The sequence below is a fragment of the Pusillimonas sp. genome, assembly GCF_029263785.1.
Classification (GTDB): Bacteria; Pseudomonadota; Gammaproteobacteria; order Burkholderiales; family Burkholderiaceae_B; genus Pusillimonas.
This window is the reverse complement of the sequence record NZ_JAJUFE010000046.1, coordinates 1-18867: the sequence shown is the minus strand read 5'-3', so window position 1 is coordinate 18867 and position 18867 is coordinate 1. Positions and strand designations below refer to the sequence as shown.

The 18867-nt window shown below is 58.6% G+C and carries 20 protein-coding genes; 11 read left to right on the top strand and 9 right to left on the bottom strand.

Translation table 11 applies throughout. The annotated features are described in order from the left end of the window. The 3 genes from Q1J88_RS10450 to pyrF form a co-directional block, all read left to right on the top strand. Positions 1–695 (top strand): TCP-1/cpn60 chaperonin family protein (locus Q1J88_RS10450; RefSeq protein WP_301117607.1); only part of this gene is annotated, 695 nt, incomplete at its 5' end. 279 nt (positions 696–974) lie between these two features. Continuing rightward, positions 975–1367 (top strand): diacylglycerol kinase, encoded by a 393-nt coding sequence (locus Q1J88_RS10445; RefSeq protein ID WP_301117606.1) that lies wholly within the window; start codon positions 975–977, stop codon positions 1365–1367. Between the two features lie 40 nt (positions 1368–1407). Continuing rightward, positions 1408–2235, top strand: coding sequence for an orotidine-5'-phosphate decarboxylase (pyrF, locus tag Q1J88_RS10440; protein WP_301117605.1), 828 nt, complete (start codon positions 1408–1410; stop codon positions 2233–2235). Between the two features lie 7 nt (positions 2236–2242). Here the strand turns inward: pyrF and Q1J88_RS10435 are convergent, their stop codons facing one another. Genes Q1J88_RS10435 through ribBA form a run of 6 tightly spaced genes read right to left on the bottom strand, consistent with a single transcriptional unit; the run spans position 2243 to position 6434 of the window. After that, on the bottom strand, positions 2243–2743 hold the full coding sequence (locus Q1J88_RS10435) for a nicotinamide-nucleotide amidohydrolase family protein (RefSeq protein ID WP_301117604.1): 501 nt from the start codon (positions 2741–2743) through the stop codon (positions 2243–2245). Then, complete coding sequence (locus Q1J88_RS10430; RefSeq protein WP_301117602.1) at positions 2740–3264, bottom strand: phosphatidylglycerophosphatase A; 525 nt, start codon at positions 3262–3264, stop codon at positions 2740–2742. Before Q1J88_RS10430 ends, Q1J88_RS10435 begins: the two co-directional genes overlap by 4 nt. Positions 3265–3269: 5 nt before the next feature. Continuing rightward, a complete protein-coding gene (gene thiL / locus Q1J88_RS10425) occupies positions 3270–4223 on the bottom strand; it encodes a thiamine-phosphate kinase (protein WP_301117601.1) in 954 nt (317 codons plus the stop codon). A 23-nt stretch (positions 4224–4246) separates the two neighbouring features. Beyond that, positions 4247–4747, bottom strand: a complete 501-nt coding sequence (gene nusB / locus Q1J88_RS10420; RefSeq protein ID WP_301117600.1) for a transcription antitermination factor NusB — start codon at positions 4745–4747, stop codon at positions 4247–4249. Further along, positions 4734–5261: a 6,7-dimethyl-8-ribityllumazine synthase gene (gene ribH, locus Q1J88_RS10415; RefSeq protein ID WP_301117598.1), complete on the bottom strand. Its 528-nt coding sequence runs from the start codon at positions 5259–5261 to the stop codon at positions 4734–4736. Before ribH ends, nusB begins: the two co-directional genes overlap by 14 nt. A 12-nt stretch (positions 5262–5273) precedes the next feature. After that, positions 5274–6434 (bottom strand): bifunctional 3,4-dihydroxy-2-butanone-4-phosphate synthase/GTP cyclohydrolase II, encoded by a 1161-nt coding sequence (gene ribBA / locus Q1J88_RS10410; protein ID WP_301117597.1) that lies wholly within the window; start codon positions 6432–6434, stop codon positions 5274–5276. A 166-nt stretch (positions 6435–6600) separates the two neighbouring features. Here ribBA and Q1J88_RS10405 point away from each other — a divergent pair, with 166 nt between their 5' ends. Beyond that, the gene (locus Q1J88_RS10405; RefSeq protein WP_301117596.1) at positions 6601–7626 is read left to right on the top strand and encodes a CYTH domain-containing protein; all 1026 of its coding nucleotides are present in this window, start codon (positions 6601–6603) and stop codon (positions 7624–7626) included. Here the strand turns inward: Q1J88_RS10405 and ftsY are convergent. Next, the gene (gene ftsY / locus Q1J88_RS10400; protein ID WP_366902666.1) at positions 7604–8848 is read right to left on the bottom strand and encodes a signal recognition particle-docking protein FtsY; all 1245 of its coding nucleotides are present in this window, start codon (positions 8846–8848) and stop codon (positions 7604–7606) included. The two genes, Q1J88_RS10405 and ftsY, sit on opposite strands and share 23 nt — an antisense overlap. Positions 8849–9071: 223 nt before the next feature. On the opposite strand from ftsY, the gene rsmD reads away from it, so the two are divergent. From rsmD to Q1J88_RS10385, 3 genes are all read left to right on the top strand, one after another. Next, positions 9072–9695, top strand: coding sequence for a 16S rRNA (guanine(966)-N(2))-methyltransferase RsmD (gene rsmD, locus Q1J88_RS10395; RefSeq protein WP_301117593.1), 624 nt, complete (start codon positions 9072–9074; stop codon positions 9693–9695). Beyond that, the gene (coaD, locus tag Q1J88_RS10390; RefSeq protein WP_301117592.1) at positions 9692–10195 is read left to right on the top strand and encodes a pantetheine-phosphate adenylyltransferase; all 504 of its coding nucleotides are present in this window, start codon (positions 9692–9694) and stop codon (positions 10193–10195) included. Before rsmD ends, coaD begins: the two co-directional genes overlap by 4 nt. 213 nt (positions 10196–10408) lie before the next feature. Beyond that, positions 10409–10663 carry a YfhL family 4Fe-4S dicluster ferredoxin gene (locus Q1J88_RS10385; protein WP_301117591.1) on the top strand — a complete coding sequence of 85 codons (255 nt, stop codon included), beginning with the start codon at positions 10409–10411 and terminating at the stop codon, positions 10661–10663. A gap of 33 nt (positions 10664–10696) precedes the next feature. Here the strand turns inward: Q1J88_RS10385 and Q1J88_RS10380 are convergent, their stop codons facing one another. Next, a complete protein-coding gene (locus Q1J88_RS10380; RefSeq protein WP_301117590.1) occupies positions 10697–13306 on the bottom strand; it encodes an AsmA family protein in 2610 nt (869 codons plus the stop codon). 290 nt (positions 13307–13596) lie between these two features. Between Q1J88_RS10380 and Q1J88_RS10375 the strand changes: the two genes are divergently transcribed. The 4 genes from Q1J88_RS10375 (at position 13597) to Q1J88_RS10360 (ending at position 17829) form a co-directional block, all read left to right on the top strand. Continuing rightward, on the top strand, positions 13597–14880 hold the full coding sequence (locus Q1J88_RS10375; protein WP_301117589.1) for a bifunctional O-acetylhomoserine aminocarboxypropyltransferase/cysteine synthase: 1284 nt from the start codon (positions 13597–13599) through the stop codon (positions 14878–14880). An 89-nt stretch (positions 14881–14969) separates the two neighbouring features. Next, the gene (locus Q1J88_RS10370) at positions 14970–16088 is read left to right on the top strand and encodes a Re/Si-specific NAD(P)(+) transhydrogenase subunit alpha (protein WP_301117588.1); all 1119 of its coding nucleotides are present in this window, start codon (positions 14970–14972) and stop codon (positions 16086–16088) included. Further along, positions 16088–16399 (top strand): NAD(P) transhydrogenase subunit alpha, encoded by a 312-nt coding sequence (locus Q1J88_RS10365; protein WP_301117587.1) that lies wholly within the window; start codon positions 16088–16090, stop codon positions 16397–16399. The genes Q1J88_RS10370 and Q1J88_RS10365 overlap by 1 nt, the downstream gene beginning before the upstream one ends. Further along, positions 16396–17829 carry an NAD(P)(+) transhydrogenase (Re/Si-specific) subunit beta gene (locus tag Q1J88_RS10360; RefSeq protein WP_301117586.1) on the top strand — a complete coding sequence of 478 codons (1434 nt, stop codon included), beginning with the start codon at positions 16396–16398 and terminating at the stop codon, positions 17827–17829. The genes Q1J88_RS10365 and Q1J88_RS10360 overlap by 4 nt, the downstream gene beginning before the upstream one ends. A gap of 32 nt (positions 17830–17861) precedes the next feature. Here the strand turns inward: Q1J88_RS10360 and Q1J88_RS10355 are convergent. Continuing rightward, positions 17862–18867: complex I NDUFA9 subunit family protein (locus Q1J88_RS10355; protein WP_366902659.1), on the bottom strand; the 1006-nt coding region annotated here is incomplete at its 5' end.

Below are 18867 nucleotides of genomic sequence, written 5' to 3'. Positions count from 1 at the left end.
TGGGTCAAGCCAAGCGCGTCGAAGTGGGCAAAGAGAACACCATCATCATCGACGGCGCCGGCGACAGCAAGTCGATCGAAGCTCGCGTCAAGCAGATCCGCGTTCAGATCGAAGAAGCGACTTCCGACTACGACCGCGAGAAACTGCAGGAGCGCGTTGCCAAGCTGGCAGGCGGTGTTGCCGTGATTCGCGTTGGTGCTGCCACCGAAGTCGAAATGAAGGAAAAGAAAGCCCGCGTCGAAGACGCCCTGCACGCTACGCGCGCAGCCGTCGAAGAGGGTATTGTTCCTGGCGGCGGTGTTGCACTGATCCGCGCCAAGGCTGCCATCACCAAGGTCAAGGGCGACAACATCGACCAGGAAGCCGGCGTCAAGCTGATCCTGCGCGCTGTTGAAGCTCCCCTGCGCACCATTGTTGCCAACGCCGGCGAAGAGCCCAGCGTCGTGGTCAACAATGTTGCCAACGGCGAAGGCAACTACGGCTACAACGCCGCTACCGGTCAATACGGCGACCTCGTCGAGCAAGGTGTGCTGGATCCCACCAAGGTTACCCGCACCGCTCTGCAAAACGCCGCTTCCGTTGCAGCCTTGCTGCTGACCACCGAAGCTGCTGTTGCCGAGATCCCCGAAGAGAAACCTGCTGCTATGCCCGACATGGGTGGCATGGGTGGCATGGGTGGCATGGGCGGCTTCTAAGCCTCTTGTCACTCAAGCGCGGCAGCCGGGCCGGCAATACCAAGGCCCGCTGCCGTGCCGGATTCGACCGCAGTACAAGGCCCTCGAAAAAATCGAGGGCCTTTTTGCGTCCGGGCTCCATCAACGCGAGGGCTTCCAGAGAATACAAACCAACGACCTTTCCAATCGCCAATAAAACCGGGAGGGCTCTTTTTTGCGTTACTGCTGCAAACCACGCAAGCCTGCTTTCTGAATACAATGCTCATGTTCCGGCGAGGCCGGCCACGTCCAACCAGCTTCATGACGCCACAGAAATCTCCCTTCAAAAGCCATGGCGGCGCAGCCCGCCTGCTGAATGCACTGCGCTACTCGTTCCACGGCTTTGGCGCCGCGCTGAAGCATGAAGCCGCGTTCCGCCAGGAGCTGCTGCTATGTGCGGTGCTGATCCCGGTCGCAATCTGGGCAGGCAATACTCTGGCCGAACAGCTCCTGCTCATCGGCAGCCTGTTCTTTGTGTTGATCGTGGAACTGCTCAACTCGGCCATCGAAACCCTGGCCGATGCCATAACACTCGAGCGGCATCCCCTGATCGGCCGGGCCAAGGACCTGGGTAGCGCCGCTGTCATGCTGTCCATTATTGTGGCCGCCATCGTGTGGATCGCCGTACTGGCGGGCCTGGGCCCCGCCTCGTGATGCCCCCCTATTCATTTACGTCTTTACTTTTGATTCCTCAATGACCACCTTCCTCAAAAAGCTCGACGCCGCCTGGAACCACGCAAATTCGCTGTTGATGGTCGGGCTGGACCCAGACCCGATGCGATTTCCGTCCGAGCTGCACGGCCGCCCCGACGCCATTTATGAGTTCTGCCGCGGCATCGTCGACGCAACTGCACCTTACGCCTGCGGCATCAAGCCGCAAATCGCCTACTTCGCCGCCCAAGGCGCCGAAGATCAGCTCGAGGACCTGTGCCGCTACGTACAGGAACACTATCCGAATCTACCGCTGGTGCTCGATGCCAAACGAGGCGACATTGGCTCGACTGCCGAACAGTATGCGCGCGAAGCGTTTGAACGTTTCAAAGCCGATGCGGTTACGGTCAACCCGTATCTGGGCTTTGATTCCATCGAACCTTATTTGTCCTGGGAAGAGAAAGGCGTCATTGTTCTGTGTCGCACGTCGAACAAGGGTGGCTCCGACCTGCAAGCGCTCCAGCTGGAATCCGGCGAACCGCTATACCTGCGCGTAGCCGGGCTGGTCGCTGAAAAGTGGAACCGCAATGGTCAATGCGCGCTGGTAGTAGGCGCAACGTTTCCGGACGAGCTGTCGCAAGTGCGCCAGCGTGTCGGAGACCTGCCCTTGCTGGTCCCTGGAATCGGCGCACAAGGCGGCGACATCGTCGCTACAGTCAAGGCGGGCCGTACGGCAGCCGGAACGGGCATGATGATCAATTCATCGCGTGCAATCATTTACGCCGGCTCTGGCGACGACTGGCGCGAAGCAGCCGCCAAAGCGGCGATGGATACACGAGATGCCATAAACGCCGCCCGCGCCACCTTGTAGGTCGATACTAGGGCTGCACCAGATCCAGGACTCCATGCAAGGCGAATGCAACCGCCTGGGTGCGCACCTGGGCGCGGTCGCCCTCAAACACCTTGGTGACGGCCCGGGTGGTAATGCCCTGCCCGCTACGCTGGGCAAAGCCAAAACAGACCATGCCCACCGGCTTGCCGGGAACAGCACCTCCGGGGCCGGCTATGCCAGTTGTAGACACAGCCACCTGCGCATGACTGGCATCTAGCGCACCGGCCGCCATTTCCATTGCTGTTTCTTCACTGACGGCGCCAAACCGTTCCAGTGTGTCGATACCCACCCTTAGTTGTTCAGACTTGGCTGCATTGCTATAGGTTACAAAACCCCGATCAAACCACTGGCTTGAACCTGCCACGTCAGTGATTGCTGCGCTTAACATGCCGCCCGTGCACGACTCGGCGCACGCCAGCATCCAGCCGCGATCCACAAGCAATATGCCCAATTGCCGGGCAAGAGCAACGGTTTGAGTCTGACTCATAAGACCTCCAGGCGTACCAGAACAGCCAAAATCAGCAAACTATAGGCCGCAGCCAGGATGTCGTCCCACATGACACCCAGTCCATTCTTGAGCCTCTTGTCAAAATACCGGATTGGCGGAGGCTTGACGATATCGAAGAATCGGAAGATGACGAACGCTATCGCCTGAACACCCACATTTTCGGGCATGAGCCACAGCACGAGCCAGAACGCAACGATTTCGTCCCACACCATCGAACCGTCATCCGCGCGGCCCAGCTCTTTGCCAACCTGGTGGCACGCCCAGCACCCATAAGCAAACGCCACAACCAGTGCCACAGCGATGCCGGCATCGGACAGACGCGATACGACCAATACCCAAAGCAACCATCCTAGCGCCGTGCCCCAGGTTCCCGGAGCCGGGCGAAGCAAACCGCTGCCGAACCCCAGCGCCACAATCCGGACGGGACGTCTCAGCATCCAGGTGAACGATTTCAATTTACCGGAACTTGAATGAGGTGGGCTGGGTGGAATATCGGACATTTTGCTTAGGAGAAGTGATCGAAACCCGCGTGAGCTACAGACAACGGCACACCAGAATCATCGAGCACGACCAGCCCGGGGGGTTCTTGTATGAAGCCGATCCGGCTGACCTGCACGGCGTGCTCATTCGCCAGCTTTTCTATCGCCGCACGATGGTTGGGAGCCGCTGTAAAGCACAGCTGATACACGTCGCCACCGGCCAGGGCGGCTTCACGTCGCAGCGGCTCGTTCAATTTGTCCAGGGCGGGGTCTATCGGCAAACAGGCATAGTGCAACACTGCACCGTATTGGCTTGCTGCCAGAATATGCCCCAGGTCTTGCAGCAAACCGTCCGAGATATCCAGTGCCGCGTGAGCGAGACCTGGCAAGTGTTGTGCGAATTTCCACGGAGGCTGCGGACGTTCGAGCGCCGGACGAACAGCAGCCAGCAATTCCGGATCTGGAGATAGCTTGTGGGTCAAAAATTGCAGCGCCACATGGGGCGCGCCCAGGGTGCCCGTGACCCAGATGTCGTCGCCCAAGCGGGCGGCGTCGCGCCGAAGTGCCAAGGCAGGATCAACCTGACCGTAAACGGTAACGCTGATGACAATGCCGTCGCTGCGGGTAGTATCGCCTCCAACCAAGGGACACGCTGCCTGCTCGGCCAGACTGTAAAAGCCATCCGAGAATTCGCTAAGCCAGCGTTCGTCGACGCGGGGCAAGGAAAGCCCCAACACGCAGCCAAGTGGTTTGGCCCCCATGGCCGCCAGATCAGAGATATTGACCGCCAGAGCCTTGTGTCCGAGGCAACGGGGATCTGCACCTGGCAGGAAGTGCCTGCCTTCAATAAGCAGGTCGGTACTTGTAGCAAGCTGCAGCCCGACACCAATGGGCAACAATGCGCAATCGTCGCCCCCGCCAAGGTAGCCGGCCGGTACCGGCCGGGAAAAATACCGTCTGATCAGATCAAATTCGTTCAAGGGCTGTCCTGCCTGCGGCGGTGTCAGCCGCCCCTGCGTTGACGTGCGGCGGCTTCGACCTCGACAGAACGAACGTCGGCCGCCATGCGGTCGAGCACGCCGTTGACGAACTTGAAGCCGTCGGTGCCTCCGAAGGACTTGGCCAGTTCGACTGCTTCGTTGATGGCCACCTTGTAAGGCACTTCGATATGATTGACCAGTTCGTAGCTGCCGATAAGCAGGATGCCGTGCTCGATGGGCGACAATTCTTCCAGCGGGCGATCGAGATAAGGCTCGAAGCTTTTGCGCAAGGCGGGGGCTTCACGGAGCACTCCGTGAAGCAGCGTCTTGAACCAGTTTGCATCAGCTTCTGGAAACTCTTCGTCGTCACGCAGGTGAGCGTCGATCGCGCCGGCCTCTTGCAGGCCTTCATCGCCTCGCAAGAGCCACGCGTAGATACCCTGCAGGGCAAATTCGCGAGCACGGCGGCGAGCGCTGCGCGGATTGACGCGAGCGGTACCGGCTTGCGTTTTATTCTTCGTCAAGATCGTCGTCCTCGTCGTCGAAATCCTCGTCAAAGTCGTCGTCATCGTCCGATTCGGGCTCGAGGGCGGCAACAAGATTGGCCATCTCTACGGCCGCGCGTGCGCAGTCGCGTCCTTTTTCGGCAGCGCGGACATTTGCCTGCTCTTCGGTTTCGGTAGTAAGGATTCCGTTTGCAACGGGAATACCTGTTTCGAGCGCTATCCGGCTGATGGCGGCTGCACTTTCGTTGCTGACGATTTCGAAATGGTAGGTTTCACCGCGCACTACCGCACCCAGCGCAATCAGGGCATCGAATTCAAATGTTTCGGCCATTTGTGCCAAGGCAACGCCCATCTCGAGAGCGCCTGGAACCGACACGACCATGACGTCCCGCTCGTCTACACCCAGCTCTGCCAGTTCGGCCAGGCAGGCGTCCAGTTCGGCAAGGCCGATTTCTTCGTTGAAACGCGCACGGACAATGCCCAAATGCAGGCCTTCTCCGTTAAGGTCGGGCGATAAGGTATAAGGGTTCATGTCTGGGTTCCTTTAGGCAGAAGGGGTAGGTTCAGTATCGTAACCCGTTACGGTCAGGGAAAAACCTGCCATGCTGGGCATTTTGCGAGGCCGGGCAAGCAAGCGGGCCCGCCCGACGTTCAGGTCGCGAAGAATCTGTGCACCAATACCGTAGGTTCGCAGATCGAAGCGCTGGCTCTCGCCCGTGCTGGTTTCAAGAGGCTTGTTCCAGGCTTCGAACTGCCCAAACAATAATTCCGCCGAGCCCTGGCAATTCAGCAATACCATTACACCCGCGGGTGCATTGCTGATGGCCTTCATGGCACTTGGAACCGTCCAGCTGTGCGAGGTGGGGTCAGCCGAAAGGATATCGAGCATGGTCGTGGGCTCGTGTACACGTACCAGGGTTTCGACATCTGGAGAAATATCGCCATGGGCCAGAGCCAGGTGCGGCGCGCCCGATGCCAGATCGCGGTAGGCAACGGCCTGGAATTCACCCCAAGGGGTTTGGAGCAGGCGCTCGCTGACGCGCTCGACCATGGATTCATGTTCGCTACGATACTGGATCAGGTCGGCGATGGTACCGATCTTGAGGCCGTGCTCACGCGCGAAAACCATGAGGTCAGGCAGTCGAGCCATGGTGCCGTCAGGTTTGAGGATTTCGCAGATTACCGCCGCAGGCGTAAGGCCTGCCAGGGCGGTAAGGTCGCAACCTGCTTCGGTATGGCCGGCTCGAACCAGTACGCCGCCGCGCACGGCCTGTACGGGGAAAATATGCCCGGGCTGTACAAGATCGGAAGGTTTGGCGTTGCGGGCGACGGCTACCTGTATGGTCCGTGCACGGTCTGCTGCCGAAATGCCTGTTTCGACACCTTCTGCAGCTTCGATCGACTGCGTGAAGTTGGTACCAAAGCGAGCGCCGTTGCGGCTTGCCATCAGGGGCAGATCCAGCTGTTTGCAGCGCTCTTCGGTAAGGGTCAGACAAACCAGGCCACGAGCATGGGTAACCATGAAATTGATGGCTTCGGGCGTGACGAAATCTGCAGCCAGAACCAGGTCGCCTTCGTTCTCGCGATCTTCTTCGTCGACCAGAATGACCATGCGGCCGGCCCGCAGTTCGGCGATGATTTCCGGGATGGGCGCGATATCGTAGCTTTGTGCGCTGTCAGCGTGCGCCTCGGATAAATTGCTCATGACAAATGACTCAATGAAAGACCGTTCATTTTAACGCCAGGATGGGCGAACAAACCGCTATTGTCGCCCGAACTGCTTATTCGTGCAGACCGGGCACAAGCAGATAGCATTGGCCTTGATCAGCCCTGCCGGGCTCCCTTCAGCGCAATCAAAGTTACTATGCGTCATGGAAAGAGAACTCTGCCTCCACGTCCCTGCCCAAGCTCAATTTGCCATTGCCAAGGCAGTGCGCTCGCATAAAGCCGGCCGCCAGTCGCTTCGGGCGCTTTATTTCGACACTGCGACGCGCACTTTGGCCGGGGCGGGCATCGCCCTGCGCGTCCGCTGCGAAAATGGGCAGTGGGTGCAAACGGTCAAAGCCCCGGGACCTGACCCGCTATCACGCATTGAAATCAATCACCCTCGGCCTTCTGCCGAACTGGATCTGTCCCTGTACGACTCGAGTCCGCTCGCCGAATTTTTGGCATCGCTTTCCGAACCCCTTGGTGTACGCTACGAAACCGATGTTCAGCGCGAGTCATTCCAGTTGGAGCATGCCGGCGCAAACATTGAAGTTGCTTCTGACACGGGGTTCATTCTGGCCAAGGGCTGGAAGCTGCCTGTGAATGAAATCGAGTTCGAACTGCTGGAGGGCGAGATGGCGGGTGTGTTCGACCTCGCGCTCCACTGGTTGAACCATTACGGATTGATAATCGAAACTCGCAGCAAGGCACAGCGAGGAGACCGATTGGCCGCGCTGATGCCCGCAAGCAAAGAAAGCAAAGGAAGCGCACCCCCGGCAGTGTTCGAGCCGCGACGGGCCATGCGCTTGCCCCACCTGCGCGCGCTTCCGGCTGTTCAGGGCTACATTACCTGCAGCACCGAGTGCCTGTTGCAAGTTTCGGCAAACGCTTCGCTGCTTGCCGGGGTCGACGCGACCAGCACCACCGCCGAACAAACCAAGGCGCAATTCCATCAGTTTCTACGTGGAGTTCGACGCTTGCAAGCGTGCTGGAAACGGTATTCCGACCTGGCACCCGGTACACGCCCTGACCTGTCAAAAATGTTCCACACAAAGCAAGCGCACCAATGGCGCGACACTGCGGCCAGCAGGGAATTCCAGTCGATGCTGCTACGCCTGCTGAAGCAAACTGTGCTTACCGGAGACCGTGACCGGCAGCAGGTCGCCGTCAGTTCCCCACAACCGCTGTAGCAAATTCGCTTGCGACAAACGGTTGAAGGTCTTCGAGGCCCTCGCCCACGCCAATCCAGTACACGGGCACGGGACGCACCCCCTGGCTGCCGGCTGCGACTGCTGCCAGGGCGCCGCCCTTGGCCGTGCCATCAAGCTTCGTGACCACCAGGCCAGTCAGTTCGATAGCGGCATCAAAGGCGCGGATTTGCGAGATGGCATTTTGCCCGGTGTTTCCGTCGACAACCAGCAGCACCTCGTGAGGCGCCTGCCCATCCGCCTTGCCAATGACACGCTTGATCTTCTTGAGCTCTTCCATCAGGTGCAGCTGTGTGGGCAGGCGACCTGCGGTGTCGACCATGACGACGTCCACAGAACGAGCCCTGCCGGCATTGACAGCATCAAAAGCCACCGCAGCGGGGTCGCCGCCCTCTTGGGCAATAACGGTGACATTATTGCGGTCTCCCCACGCCACAAGCTGCTCTCGTGCGGCCGCCCGGAAGGTATCGCCGGCCGCCAGCAACACGCTTTTGCCCTGCCGTTGAAACGCGTTCGCCAGCTTACCGATTGACGTGGTCTTGCCTGCGCCATTCACTCCGGCAATCATGACGACCAGGGGTTTGGCCTGATCGATCGGGAAAGGTTTTTCAAGAACCGCCAGATGCTGGGTCAGGACTTCGCGCAAGGCCGCCTTCACCAGGGTCGCATCCGTAATCTTTTCCTTGCGGACACGTGCGCGCAGCGCAGTGAGTAATTTTTCGGTTGCCTCAACCCCGGCATCGGCCATGATCAATGCGGTTTCAAGTTCCTCGAAGAGGTCTTCGTCTACTTTAACGCCCACGAACAGCGTGCTGATGCTCTGCCCTGTTCGGGATAAACCGCTGGTCAGACGCGAAAGCCATGACGTCTTGGCCGGCGCCGCCGCTTTTTCGGCCTGCTGGCGCTCAGCGTCGGCACGTTTCGCTTCGGCACGTTCTGCTTCAGCACGTTCTGCTTCAGCACGTTCTGCTTCAGCACGTTCTGCTTCAGCACGTTCTGCTTCGGCACGTTCTGCTTCAGCGCGTTCTGCTTCAGCACGTTGAGCTGCCAGCCGTTTTTCTTCCAGTCGCTCTGCCTCCGCGCGCTGGGCCGCCAGGCGTTCAGCCTCGACACGCTCCGCTTCGAGACGTCGGACTTCAGCTCGCTCGGCTTCTGCCTGTTGCTCGACGGCAGCACGTTCAGCCTCGGCACGTTCGCGCTCTATCCGTTCAGCCGCCGGGGACGCTTCAGCCAGCCCGGCCTCCGAGCCCGATGCGTCACCAGATGGCCCGCTATCGCCTGACGTCGATCCGTCTTCTGTGATGGCGCCCTGGGAGGTTTCGGCATCGGCCGGCTTGACCTCAGACTTCTTCTTTCTTTTAAAAAAACTGAACATAGGCTTTACACTAGAGTAAATGGCTTTGAGCGGCGTGGCTGTCCGCATCAATATGAAAAAACATATCGTCCGTATTGTAGGCGGTGATTATCGACGCACCCCAATTCCGGTCGTTGATGCTCCTGGTTTGCGACCCACCCCCGACCGCGTTCGCGAGACGCTGTTCAACTGGCTGCACCACCTGTGGGGTGGCGACTTTTCCAATAAGCAGGTTCTTGACCTGTTTGCAGGTACCGGCGCCCTTGGGTTCGAGGCCGCGTCGCGCGGAGTTGCTCATGTACAAATGGTCGAAAACAACCCGGCTGCAGTGGCCGCCCTACGCGCATTACGAACCAAACTCCGCGCCAGCAATGTTCGCATTCATGCAGGCGATGCCTCGGTTGTCGCCCAGCGTCTGGACGCGACCCGCTACGACCTGGTGCTGCTCGACCCGCCATTCGGGCAGGGCTGGATTGAACGGCTATGGACCCGTCTGCCGCAATTCTTGGCTCCTGATGCACTGATTTACATCGAAGCCGAAACGCTTGCGAACATACCGCCCGGTTATGCAGTGTTGCGTCAGGGCAAGGCGGGGCATGTTCACTTTGGCCTGCTCCAGTTTGCTGCACCGCAAGAAAACGACAATAATCCCTCTTTTTCGTCCCCCGAAACCCATTTGTCATCGGAAGCCTCATGATAACCGTCGTCTACCCAGGAACATTCGATCCTCTAACCCGTGGTCACGAAGACCTGGTTCGTCGCGCCGCCAGCCTGTTCGATCATGTTGTTGTCGGAGTCGCTCACAGTCAGGCCAAGAAGCCCTTCTTCACGGTTGAAGAACGTGTTGAAATCGCCCAGGAAGTGCTGGGGCACTACCCCAATGTCGAGGTCAAGAGCTTTGCCGGGTTGCTGAAAGACTTTGTCCGGGAACAAAACGCCCGCGTCATTGTACGTGGCCTGCGCGCAGTGTCTGATTTCGAATACGAGTTCCAGATGGCCGGCATGAACCGCCACTTGCTTCCAGAGGTAGAAACCCTGTTCATGACGCCATCCGATCAGTACCAGTTCATTTCCGGCACCATCGTGCGCGAAATTGCAATTTTAGGTGGCGACGTCAGCAAGTTCGTCTTTCCTTCGGTAGAGCGATGGCTGCACGAAAAAGCCAAGGCAGTGCGCGAAGCCGCATCGGGCAGCTGAATATCCGTACAAGCAGGCAAAAAAGCGGCGGTTTGGCCTCCAGGGGGCCACGTTGCCATCAGCGCATTCGCCTCCCCTTCCGAAGAAGTCTAAAATAAGCACTGGCCACGGACCCTTACCCAACGGTCCGATACGTAGCGCCCACAAGGCGCAACTTGTTTACACGCGCGCGGGACACATGCCCGCCCTACTTCTTTTGAGCAGGAACCAGCCATGGCATTGCGAATCACCGACGAATGCATCAACTGCGATGTCTGCGAGCCACAATGTCCGAACACCGCCATCTACATGGGCGCAGAAATCTACGAGATCAACCCGAGTCTGTGCACAGAGTGTGTCGGCCATCACGAAGAACCCCAATGCATGGTGGTGTGTCCGGTAGAGTGTATCGAGGTCGACCCCGAACACCAGGAAGACGCCGATACACTGCTTCGCAAATTCCAGCGTCTGGCCGGGTTGCCTGCCTGAGGCACCGCTGAAGTACCCGCGTTGCTGCGACGCTTATCGGCCCAGCAACCCCTTCAGCGTATTTCCCAGGCTTTTGACAGGGTCGTCACCCAACGGCAATACGGGTTCGGGATTGACAGGCGAACCAGCGGTGCCGGGCTCTGTCGCCTTTTCTCCGACCAGATCCATCAAGCCTCTCTGGATGGCGCTTTTGACAAGACTGCCACCCATGACCTGCCATTGAACGTCAATTCGGGGCCCATCCAGCGGGCCGGCAACATGTACCGGCACCGTCATTCCGCGCAAGGCCGACAGGTCGATGCCTTCAGCACCGGCTTTGACGACTCGGACGTTCGCCAATAAATCGAGACTGTTGTGGACAAGGTTGACGCTTGCCGGCTTGCCCTGGGTGACACGAAGCAGGGGTGAACGGAAATCGAGCTTACGCACGTCAGCGACGCCATCCTTGATCGACAGGGCAACATCCAGGGAATCAAACTCTGTGCGACTTCCCAGATCGAAGGTCGTTGGCAGGGCAGGAACCTCGCCGCCCAGAGCGGTCGTGAGTATGCCGCCCACCTGTGCCAGAGTCTGGTTAAGATCGATGCCGCGCACCGCTCCTTCGCGCAACTGCATGTTGGCAGTACCGCTCAAATTGCTTTTCAGGGTCGCTGACGTAATGCCCTGACTTTTCAGGTCGATGACGGCATTGCCCTTGCCGCTGATGCGGTCACTGCCGCTTGCCGCCCGCATCAGTGGCCCCAACGCCACTTGCGACAAGTTGAACTTGCCCGCAATTTCGTTCCTGGAGTTGGCCGTGAACGTGCCACTGAGCGATCCGTCGTACAGGGCGGCGGAAATCTTGCTGATACCAAGCCGGCCTTCGCGCGCGACGACCGTCATGCCGAAGTCGTTGACCGCAAGGCCACGAACCTTGAGTCCCCCCAGTTTGACCGTGCCTTCGACGTCGATGTCATCAAGCAGGGAAAGGTTGATGGGCGCGGGTTGTGCTGATGATGCTTTTTGTTCACTTGTTTGCGCCTGTTCTGCCTTGCCCTGGGCGTCTGGCGTTTCGGCATCCTGGGCCGGCTCAGCCGGTGGCTTGGGAGCAGGAAAAAGCTTGTCCAGGTCCAGCATGTCCGCCTGCAAGGCAAATCGAAGTTTAGGGTCGGAAAGGTTCGCCGCCTTCAGGTTGAAATTAAGGGGTGCACCGTTAAGTACCGCGTTGATGTCGCTGCTGAGCTCGTCCTTGACCAGATCAGCGTGCAAGCTCCCGATCAGGGGGAACTCAAACGTCTTGGCGGGATCCTTGGTATCTTGTATGGATACATCGCCCTTGATGGCGGAGAGCGCACCTTTTTCGTTAAGGACATCCCACTGCACAGGACTGGACATATTCACCAGCATCAGATGGTCGCCGTCCTTTAACTGACCGTCGACCTTGAGTTCCTTGAGGCTGAGGTTCCAGGCGTTCCCACCCAGCCCGCTCATGCCAAGCGCCAGGCCAAGCGTTTGGCGTCCCACCAGTTTGACCGTGCCCGCGACAGCCTCGCCTTCGGCCGTTTCGGGCGAGATCGACAAACGCGGGGCATCGAAGGCGATATCGAACTTGCGGTCCGGCAAGGCACCCGTAGCGCGCAAGGACATCCGTTCGATGTTGAACTCTGCATAGGTCTGGTCGATTTTCAGGCGCGGCATGGCCAGACTGGCGTTAAGGTCCTGCACCCGACGATCTGCCTGCAGATCACCCTGCACCAGCATTTCAACCGCACGCGCATCCACCATTCGGGAATAGCCGTCGTACACGAAGTTGCCTCGCAAGGTTACTGTCTTTGCATCAAGGGGACCGACGGCGCCGCTGATCAATAGATTCAGTTTCTGTGCGGAATAGGTTTCGAGCAGGGGATCGACCTTGACCAACGCCTGACCTTCGACGGTGGCGTCCGCGCGGGGATCTTCCCCTTTCAGCGCGCCGCGCAGCGATACTTCAAATGGCTGATCAAAGGTCATGCGGCCTGTATTGAGCTGCAGGTCGACGAGCCGCGCCGCCTTCGCCCGTTTGACATCAAGGTAGTGGATTTCTCCACCCTTGAGCTCAAGACCGGCAATGTCCACATGCAGGGCGGCTTCTTTTCGCTGCCTTGGTGGCACCGTACCTTCGGCAACCGGCTGCGCCACCGCGTCACTGACGATACCGACCGATGTGTCAGCCCCCGGAGCAGGGTCTGGAACCAGGGCAATTGGCTGAGCAGGCCCGGCGACACTTTCGAACAGATCCTGGAAGTTATACTCGCCCTGCTCGTCTCGCCGTATCCAGGCCTTGAAGCCGCTCAAAGCGACATGATCTACAACAAATCGATTGAACAGCAGCGGCCAGATAGCGACCGCAAAACGTGCACTGTCGATGGAGGCAAACAGCTCATCGGGAGCACCGGGATTGGACAAGGACACATTCTGTACCGACAGTCCTATGCGGGGGAACATCGACAGTTCGATATCGCCCTGTATTGAGAGCGTTCGCTGATACCGCTCGTATACGAATTCTTCGAAACGGTTCTTGTAGGCGTTGGGGTCGAAGGTCAGGAGAAATATCGCCAAGGCTCCCAGCGCCACGAACACCAGTGCACCAATGCCCAACAGCACGCGTCTGAGCCCAACTTTCATCTGCTTCCTCAAGATGCTGGGGTTTACCCCAGCCGTTTGACACAATCGTTATGGTGAATGCTAACCTACCCGATCAGCGCAAGGCTGCGGGCGAATGGACGTAACTTTTTAAACGCGTATTTTGGCAGTTGCAATCATACCGTTGCAAATACGCTATCTTATAGTCTTCGTATAAGACCGCCAAAGCCCGGTTCGGTTCATCGTCACCTCAGCGAAAGTTCCGATAGTACGGTTCATCGCGCGCATGCTTCCTGGCACCATTGACCCATTTCGACACTCAAAAAACAAATATGAAACTTGAAACACTTGCCGTCCATGCCGGCTACAAGCCTGATCCCACGACCAAATCGGTAGCGGTCCCCATTTATCAGACCACGTCTTACGCCTTTGACAGCACCCAGCACGGCGCCGACCTGTTCAATCTGGCGGTTCCCGGCAACATTTATACCCGCATCACCAACCCGACGAACTCCATCCTCGAAGAGCGCGTTGCGGCACTGGAAGGCGGCGTCGGTGCGTTGGCCGTCGCCTCAGGCATGGCCGCCATCACCTATGCCATTCAGGCCATTGCCCAAGCCGGCGACAACATTGTTTCGGTCAGCAAGCTGTACGGCGGCACTTACAATTTGTTCGCCCACACTTTCCCGCGTCAGGGCATCACCGTAAAGTTTGCACCTCACGACGATATCGCAGCCCTCGAAGCACTTATCGATGACAATACCAAGGCTGTTTTCTGCGAGACCATCGGTAATCCGGCCGGTAATGTCGTAGATATTCAAGCTCTGGCAGACGCCGCACATCGCCACGGTGTTCCGCTTATCGTCGACAACACCGTCGCGTCGCCCGCCCTGTGCCGCCCCTTTGAACACGGCGCTGACATCATCGTGCATGCACTCACCAAATATATGGGTGGCCATGGAACCACCATTGCCGGCGCTATCGTCGATTCGGGCAAGTTCCCCTGGGCCGAGCACAAAGAACGTTTCCCCATGCTGAATGAGCCCGATCCTTCCTATCACGGGGTGGTGTACACCGAAGCCCTCGGGCCAGCCGCCTTTATCGGTCGCTGCCGGGTGGTGCCTTTACGCAATACGGGTTCGGCCCTGTCGCCGTTCAACGCCTTCCTGATTTTGCAAGGTATCGAAACCCTCAGCCTGCGCATGGAACGTCACGTCCAGAACGCGCAAAAGGTGGCCGAATACCTGAAGGCGCATCCGCAGGTCAGCTGGGTGCAATACGCCGGTCTCAGTGATCATCCCGACCACGAGCTGGCCAAGAAATATTTCGACATGGGCGGCAAACCCGCTGCGATACTGTCGTTTGGCATCAAGGGCGGCTTTGAAGCCGGGGCCCGTTTTATCGACGCCCTTCAACTTATCCTGCGGCTGGTAAATATCGGCGATGCCAAATCTCTGGCCTGCCACCCTGCCTCTACCACTCACCGTCAGCTCAGTCCCGAAGAGCTCAAGTCTGCCGGAGTCGGCGAAGACATGATCCGCCTTTCAATCGGCATCGAGCATATCGACGACATTCTGGCCGATATCTCCCAAGCGCTTGAAGCCAGCAAGGGCTAGCGCGTCAGGGCCCGGTTTTTCCAGGACCGGGCCCAGCGGTTATAGTAAATAGTTAAAAAATACGCGCCCACAACATAGGGGAATATGTCATGCTGATCGGAATTCCGCGCGAAAGCACGGCGGGCGAAACTCGCGTCGCCGCTACGCCCGAAACCGTCAAGAAACTTATTGCTGCCCATCACCGCGTCGTCGTTGAGTCCGACGCCGGGGTGGCAGCCAGTTACACCGACGACGCATACAAGGATGCCGGTGCCACCATCGTCGGCAAGCAAGAGGCCCTGGCAGCCGACCTGGTGCTGAAGGTGCGCGCACCTTCGACGGATGAACTTGGTCATATGAAACGCAGCGCCGTCCTGGTGGGCATGCTCGACCCATTCAATCAAGAAGGTCTGGCCGCACTCGCACAGGCCGGTCTCACGGCGTTCGCGCTCGAGGCCGCTCCACGCATCACTCGCGCACAGAGCCTGGATGTCCTTTCTTCGCAGGCAAACCTTGCCGGCTATAAGGCCGTAATGCTGGCGGCAAACGAGTACGGCCGCATATTCCCCATGATGATGACAGCTGCAGGAACGCTCAAGGCAGCACGGGTGGTTGTGCTGGGCGCCGGAGTCGCCGGCCTGCAGGCCATCGCTACGGCTCGTCGCCTGGGAGCCGTGGTCGAGGCCTCTGACGTACGTCCTGCCGCACAAGAGCAGGTCGAGTCGCTGGGTGCCAAATTTATTGAGGTCCCTTTTGAAACCGATGAAGAGCGAGAAATTGCCCAGGGGGTTGGAGGCTACGCTCGCCCCATGCCTCCTGCATGGATGGCCAGACAAGCGGCCCTGGTTTCCGAACGGTGCAAGCAGGCGGATATCGTCATCACCACTGCGCTTATTCCCGGACGCCCGGCCCCCACGCTGATAAGCGAGGAAACCGTTCAGGCCATGAAACCCGGCTCAGTCATTGTCGACCTGGCCGTTGAGCGTGGCGGCAACTGCCCCTTGTCCGAACTGGACAAAATTGTAGTAAAGCACGGGGTGAAACTGATCGGCTACAGTAACTTGCCGGCACGCGTCGCTGCCGACGCGTCCGCCCTTTTCGCCAGAAACGTACTGGATTTTCTGAAGCTCATCACCGACGCCGAGGGCGGCCTGGCAATTCAGCGCGACGACGAGATCGTGGCCGCTTGCCTCATGACCCACGACGGTAACGTACTCAGGAGCGCCTGATGGAAGCCATCAACCCCACCCTGCTCAACCTCATCATCTTTGTTCTTGCCGTCTATGTGGGCTATCACGTCGTCTGGAACGTGACCCCGGCGCTGCATACGCCCCTGATGGCTGTCACCAATGCCATCTCGGCCATTGTCATCGTCGGCGCCATGCTTGCCGCCGCCCTGACCGAAGGCAATCTCGCACGATTCATGGGCGTTTTTGCGGTGGCGCTGGCTGCGGTCAACGTATTCGGCGGATTTCTTGTCACCCGACGCATGCTCGAGATGTTCAAGAAGAAAGATAAAAAGACGGGAGGCAAAGCATGATCTCAATCAACCTTGTCACTTTCTTCTACCTGCTCGCGTCAATCTGCTTCATTCAGGCGCTCAAGGGTCTGTCCCACCCCACAAGCTCCCGCCGGGGCAACGTATTCGGCATGGTCGGGATGGCCATCGCAGTGCTTACCACGGCCGCTCTGATAGTAAGCCTCACCGAAGGTTCAGCGGCAATGGGTCTGGGTTGGATCGTTCTGGGCTTGCTGATCGGTGGCGTCATCGGCACCATCATGGCCCAGCGGGTAGAAATGACCAAAATGCCCGAGCTGGTGGCTTTCATGCACAGCATGATCGGCCTGGCCGCGGTAGCCATCGCCATCGCCATTGTGGCAGAGCCACATGCATTCAATATCGCCGCCGAAGGCCAGGCGCTTCCGCTTGGAAACCGCCTCGAACTGTTCATTGGTACATTCGTCGGGGCCATCACGTTTTCCGGCTCGGTCATTGCTTTCGGCAAATTGTCGGGCAAGTACAAGTTTCGGCTGTTTCAAGGTGCCCCGGTGGTATTCAAGGGCCAGCACCTGCTGAACTTGCTGTTGGCGCTGGTCATGCTGGGCTGCGGCTTGTGGTTCATGTTCACGCAACAATGGACGCCTTTCGTCATCATGACTGTACTGGCGTTTGTACTGGGCGTGCTCATTATCATTCCTATCGGCGGAGCAGACATGCCTGTGGTGGTGTCCATGCTCAACAGCTACTCGGGCTGGGCCGCTGCGGGCATCGGATTTTCGCTCAACAACCCCATGCTGATCATTGCCGGCTCGTTGGTGGGGTCGTCGGGTGCCATCCTCTCGTACATCATGTGCAAGGCGATGAATCGCTCATTCTTCAACGTGATTCTGGGCGGCTTCGGATCCGAAGGTGGTGCCGCGCAGGGCGGGTCGCAAGAGCAACGCAACGTCAAGTCGGGCAGCCCTGACGACGCGGCGTTCCTGATGAGCAACGCCGAGACAGTAACCATTGTCCCTGGATATGGGCTGGCCGTGGCGCGCGCACAGCACGCCCTCAAGGAACTTGCCGAAAAGCTCACCGAAAAAGGCGTAACCGTAAAGTACGCCATTCACCCGGTAGCCGGCCGGATGCCTGGACATATGAACGTTCTGTTGGCCGAAGCCGAAGTGCCGTACGACCAGGTATTCGAAATGGAAGACATCAACAGCGAGTTCTCGCAGACCGATATCGTGCTGGTCTTAGGCGCCAACGATGTGGTGAATCCCGCGGCCAAGACCGACCCGCAATCGCCCATTGCCGGCATGCCCATCCTCGAGGCTTACAAGGCACGTACAGTTATCGTAAACAAGCGATCCATGGCTGCCGGATATGCCGGCCTGGACAACGAGCTTTTTTACATGGACAAGACCATGATGGTCTTCGGGGACGCCAAGAAAGTGCTCGAAGACATGGTCAAGGCCGTCGAGTAGCCGCGTGGGGCGGTACATCGAGTACCGCCCTGTCAGGCCCGGCGTTTTCGCAGATAGGTCGGAGCCACGGATTCCAATGGTGTCGGAACAACGCCAAGCTCCGGCGCCATTGGTTCGTCGCTTACATTATCCACCTGCAACGAATTGAGGTTATCGCGCGACATAATCGGTTCACCGGGCAACAATTCAAAAAAGAAAGCTTGCAAATAACCGATAAAGTTTGGCATTGGAACTACCGGGCGCGGAGTACCTGCCCATTGCGACGCCAACCTTACCAGATCGGCCAGGCTGTACTGTGCGACGCCGGCAACCGAATACGTTTTTTGGTAGGTAGTCGAGTTTTGCAGCGAGTTGACCATGACTTTCGCCACATCCCGCACATACACGGGTTGCAGTCGCGATTGCGCTGCAGCGAGGGGAATCACAGGCATCCAGCGGGCCAGCTTCGCAAACAGATTCATGAAGTTGTCTTCGCGACCAAAGACCACGGACGGCCGGAAGATGGTGTAGTTGCCTTCGGGAAACGAGGCAAATTCGGCCTTGATTGCAGCCTCTCCGTCTGCCTTGGAGCGCAGATAGGCGCTTGGCCCCTGGGGATCGGCTCGCAGGGCACTGACGTGCAGCAAGCGCGAGACTCCTGTTTTGCGACATGCTGCGGCGATACGTCGGGGCAGCTCTATATGCACGCGACGAAAGTCCGGGCCATAGGGCTTGCCAGGTTTACTGTGCAAAATACCAACCAGGTTGATGACAGCGTCTACCTGCCTTAGGAGGCGCTCGAGAACGGCGTCCTGGTGTACGTCGGCCTCAAACAGGGTGAGTGTGGGAAATACCAGCAGGTCACGTCCCTTGCTATAGCGACGAGTGGGCACATGAACCACATGGCCCGCCTTAACCAGACGGGCCACCACATGTTGACCAATGAACCCGGTTCCGCCGATTACCAAGACGCGCATTGGACTCCCCACATTTGAACGCGACCAGAAGGCATTTTCGGCCGAGATGCGTTCAGGCGCAAGCAAGCGGAAAGCCCCCGGC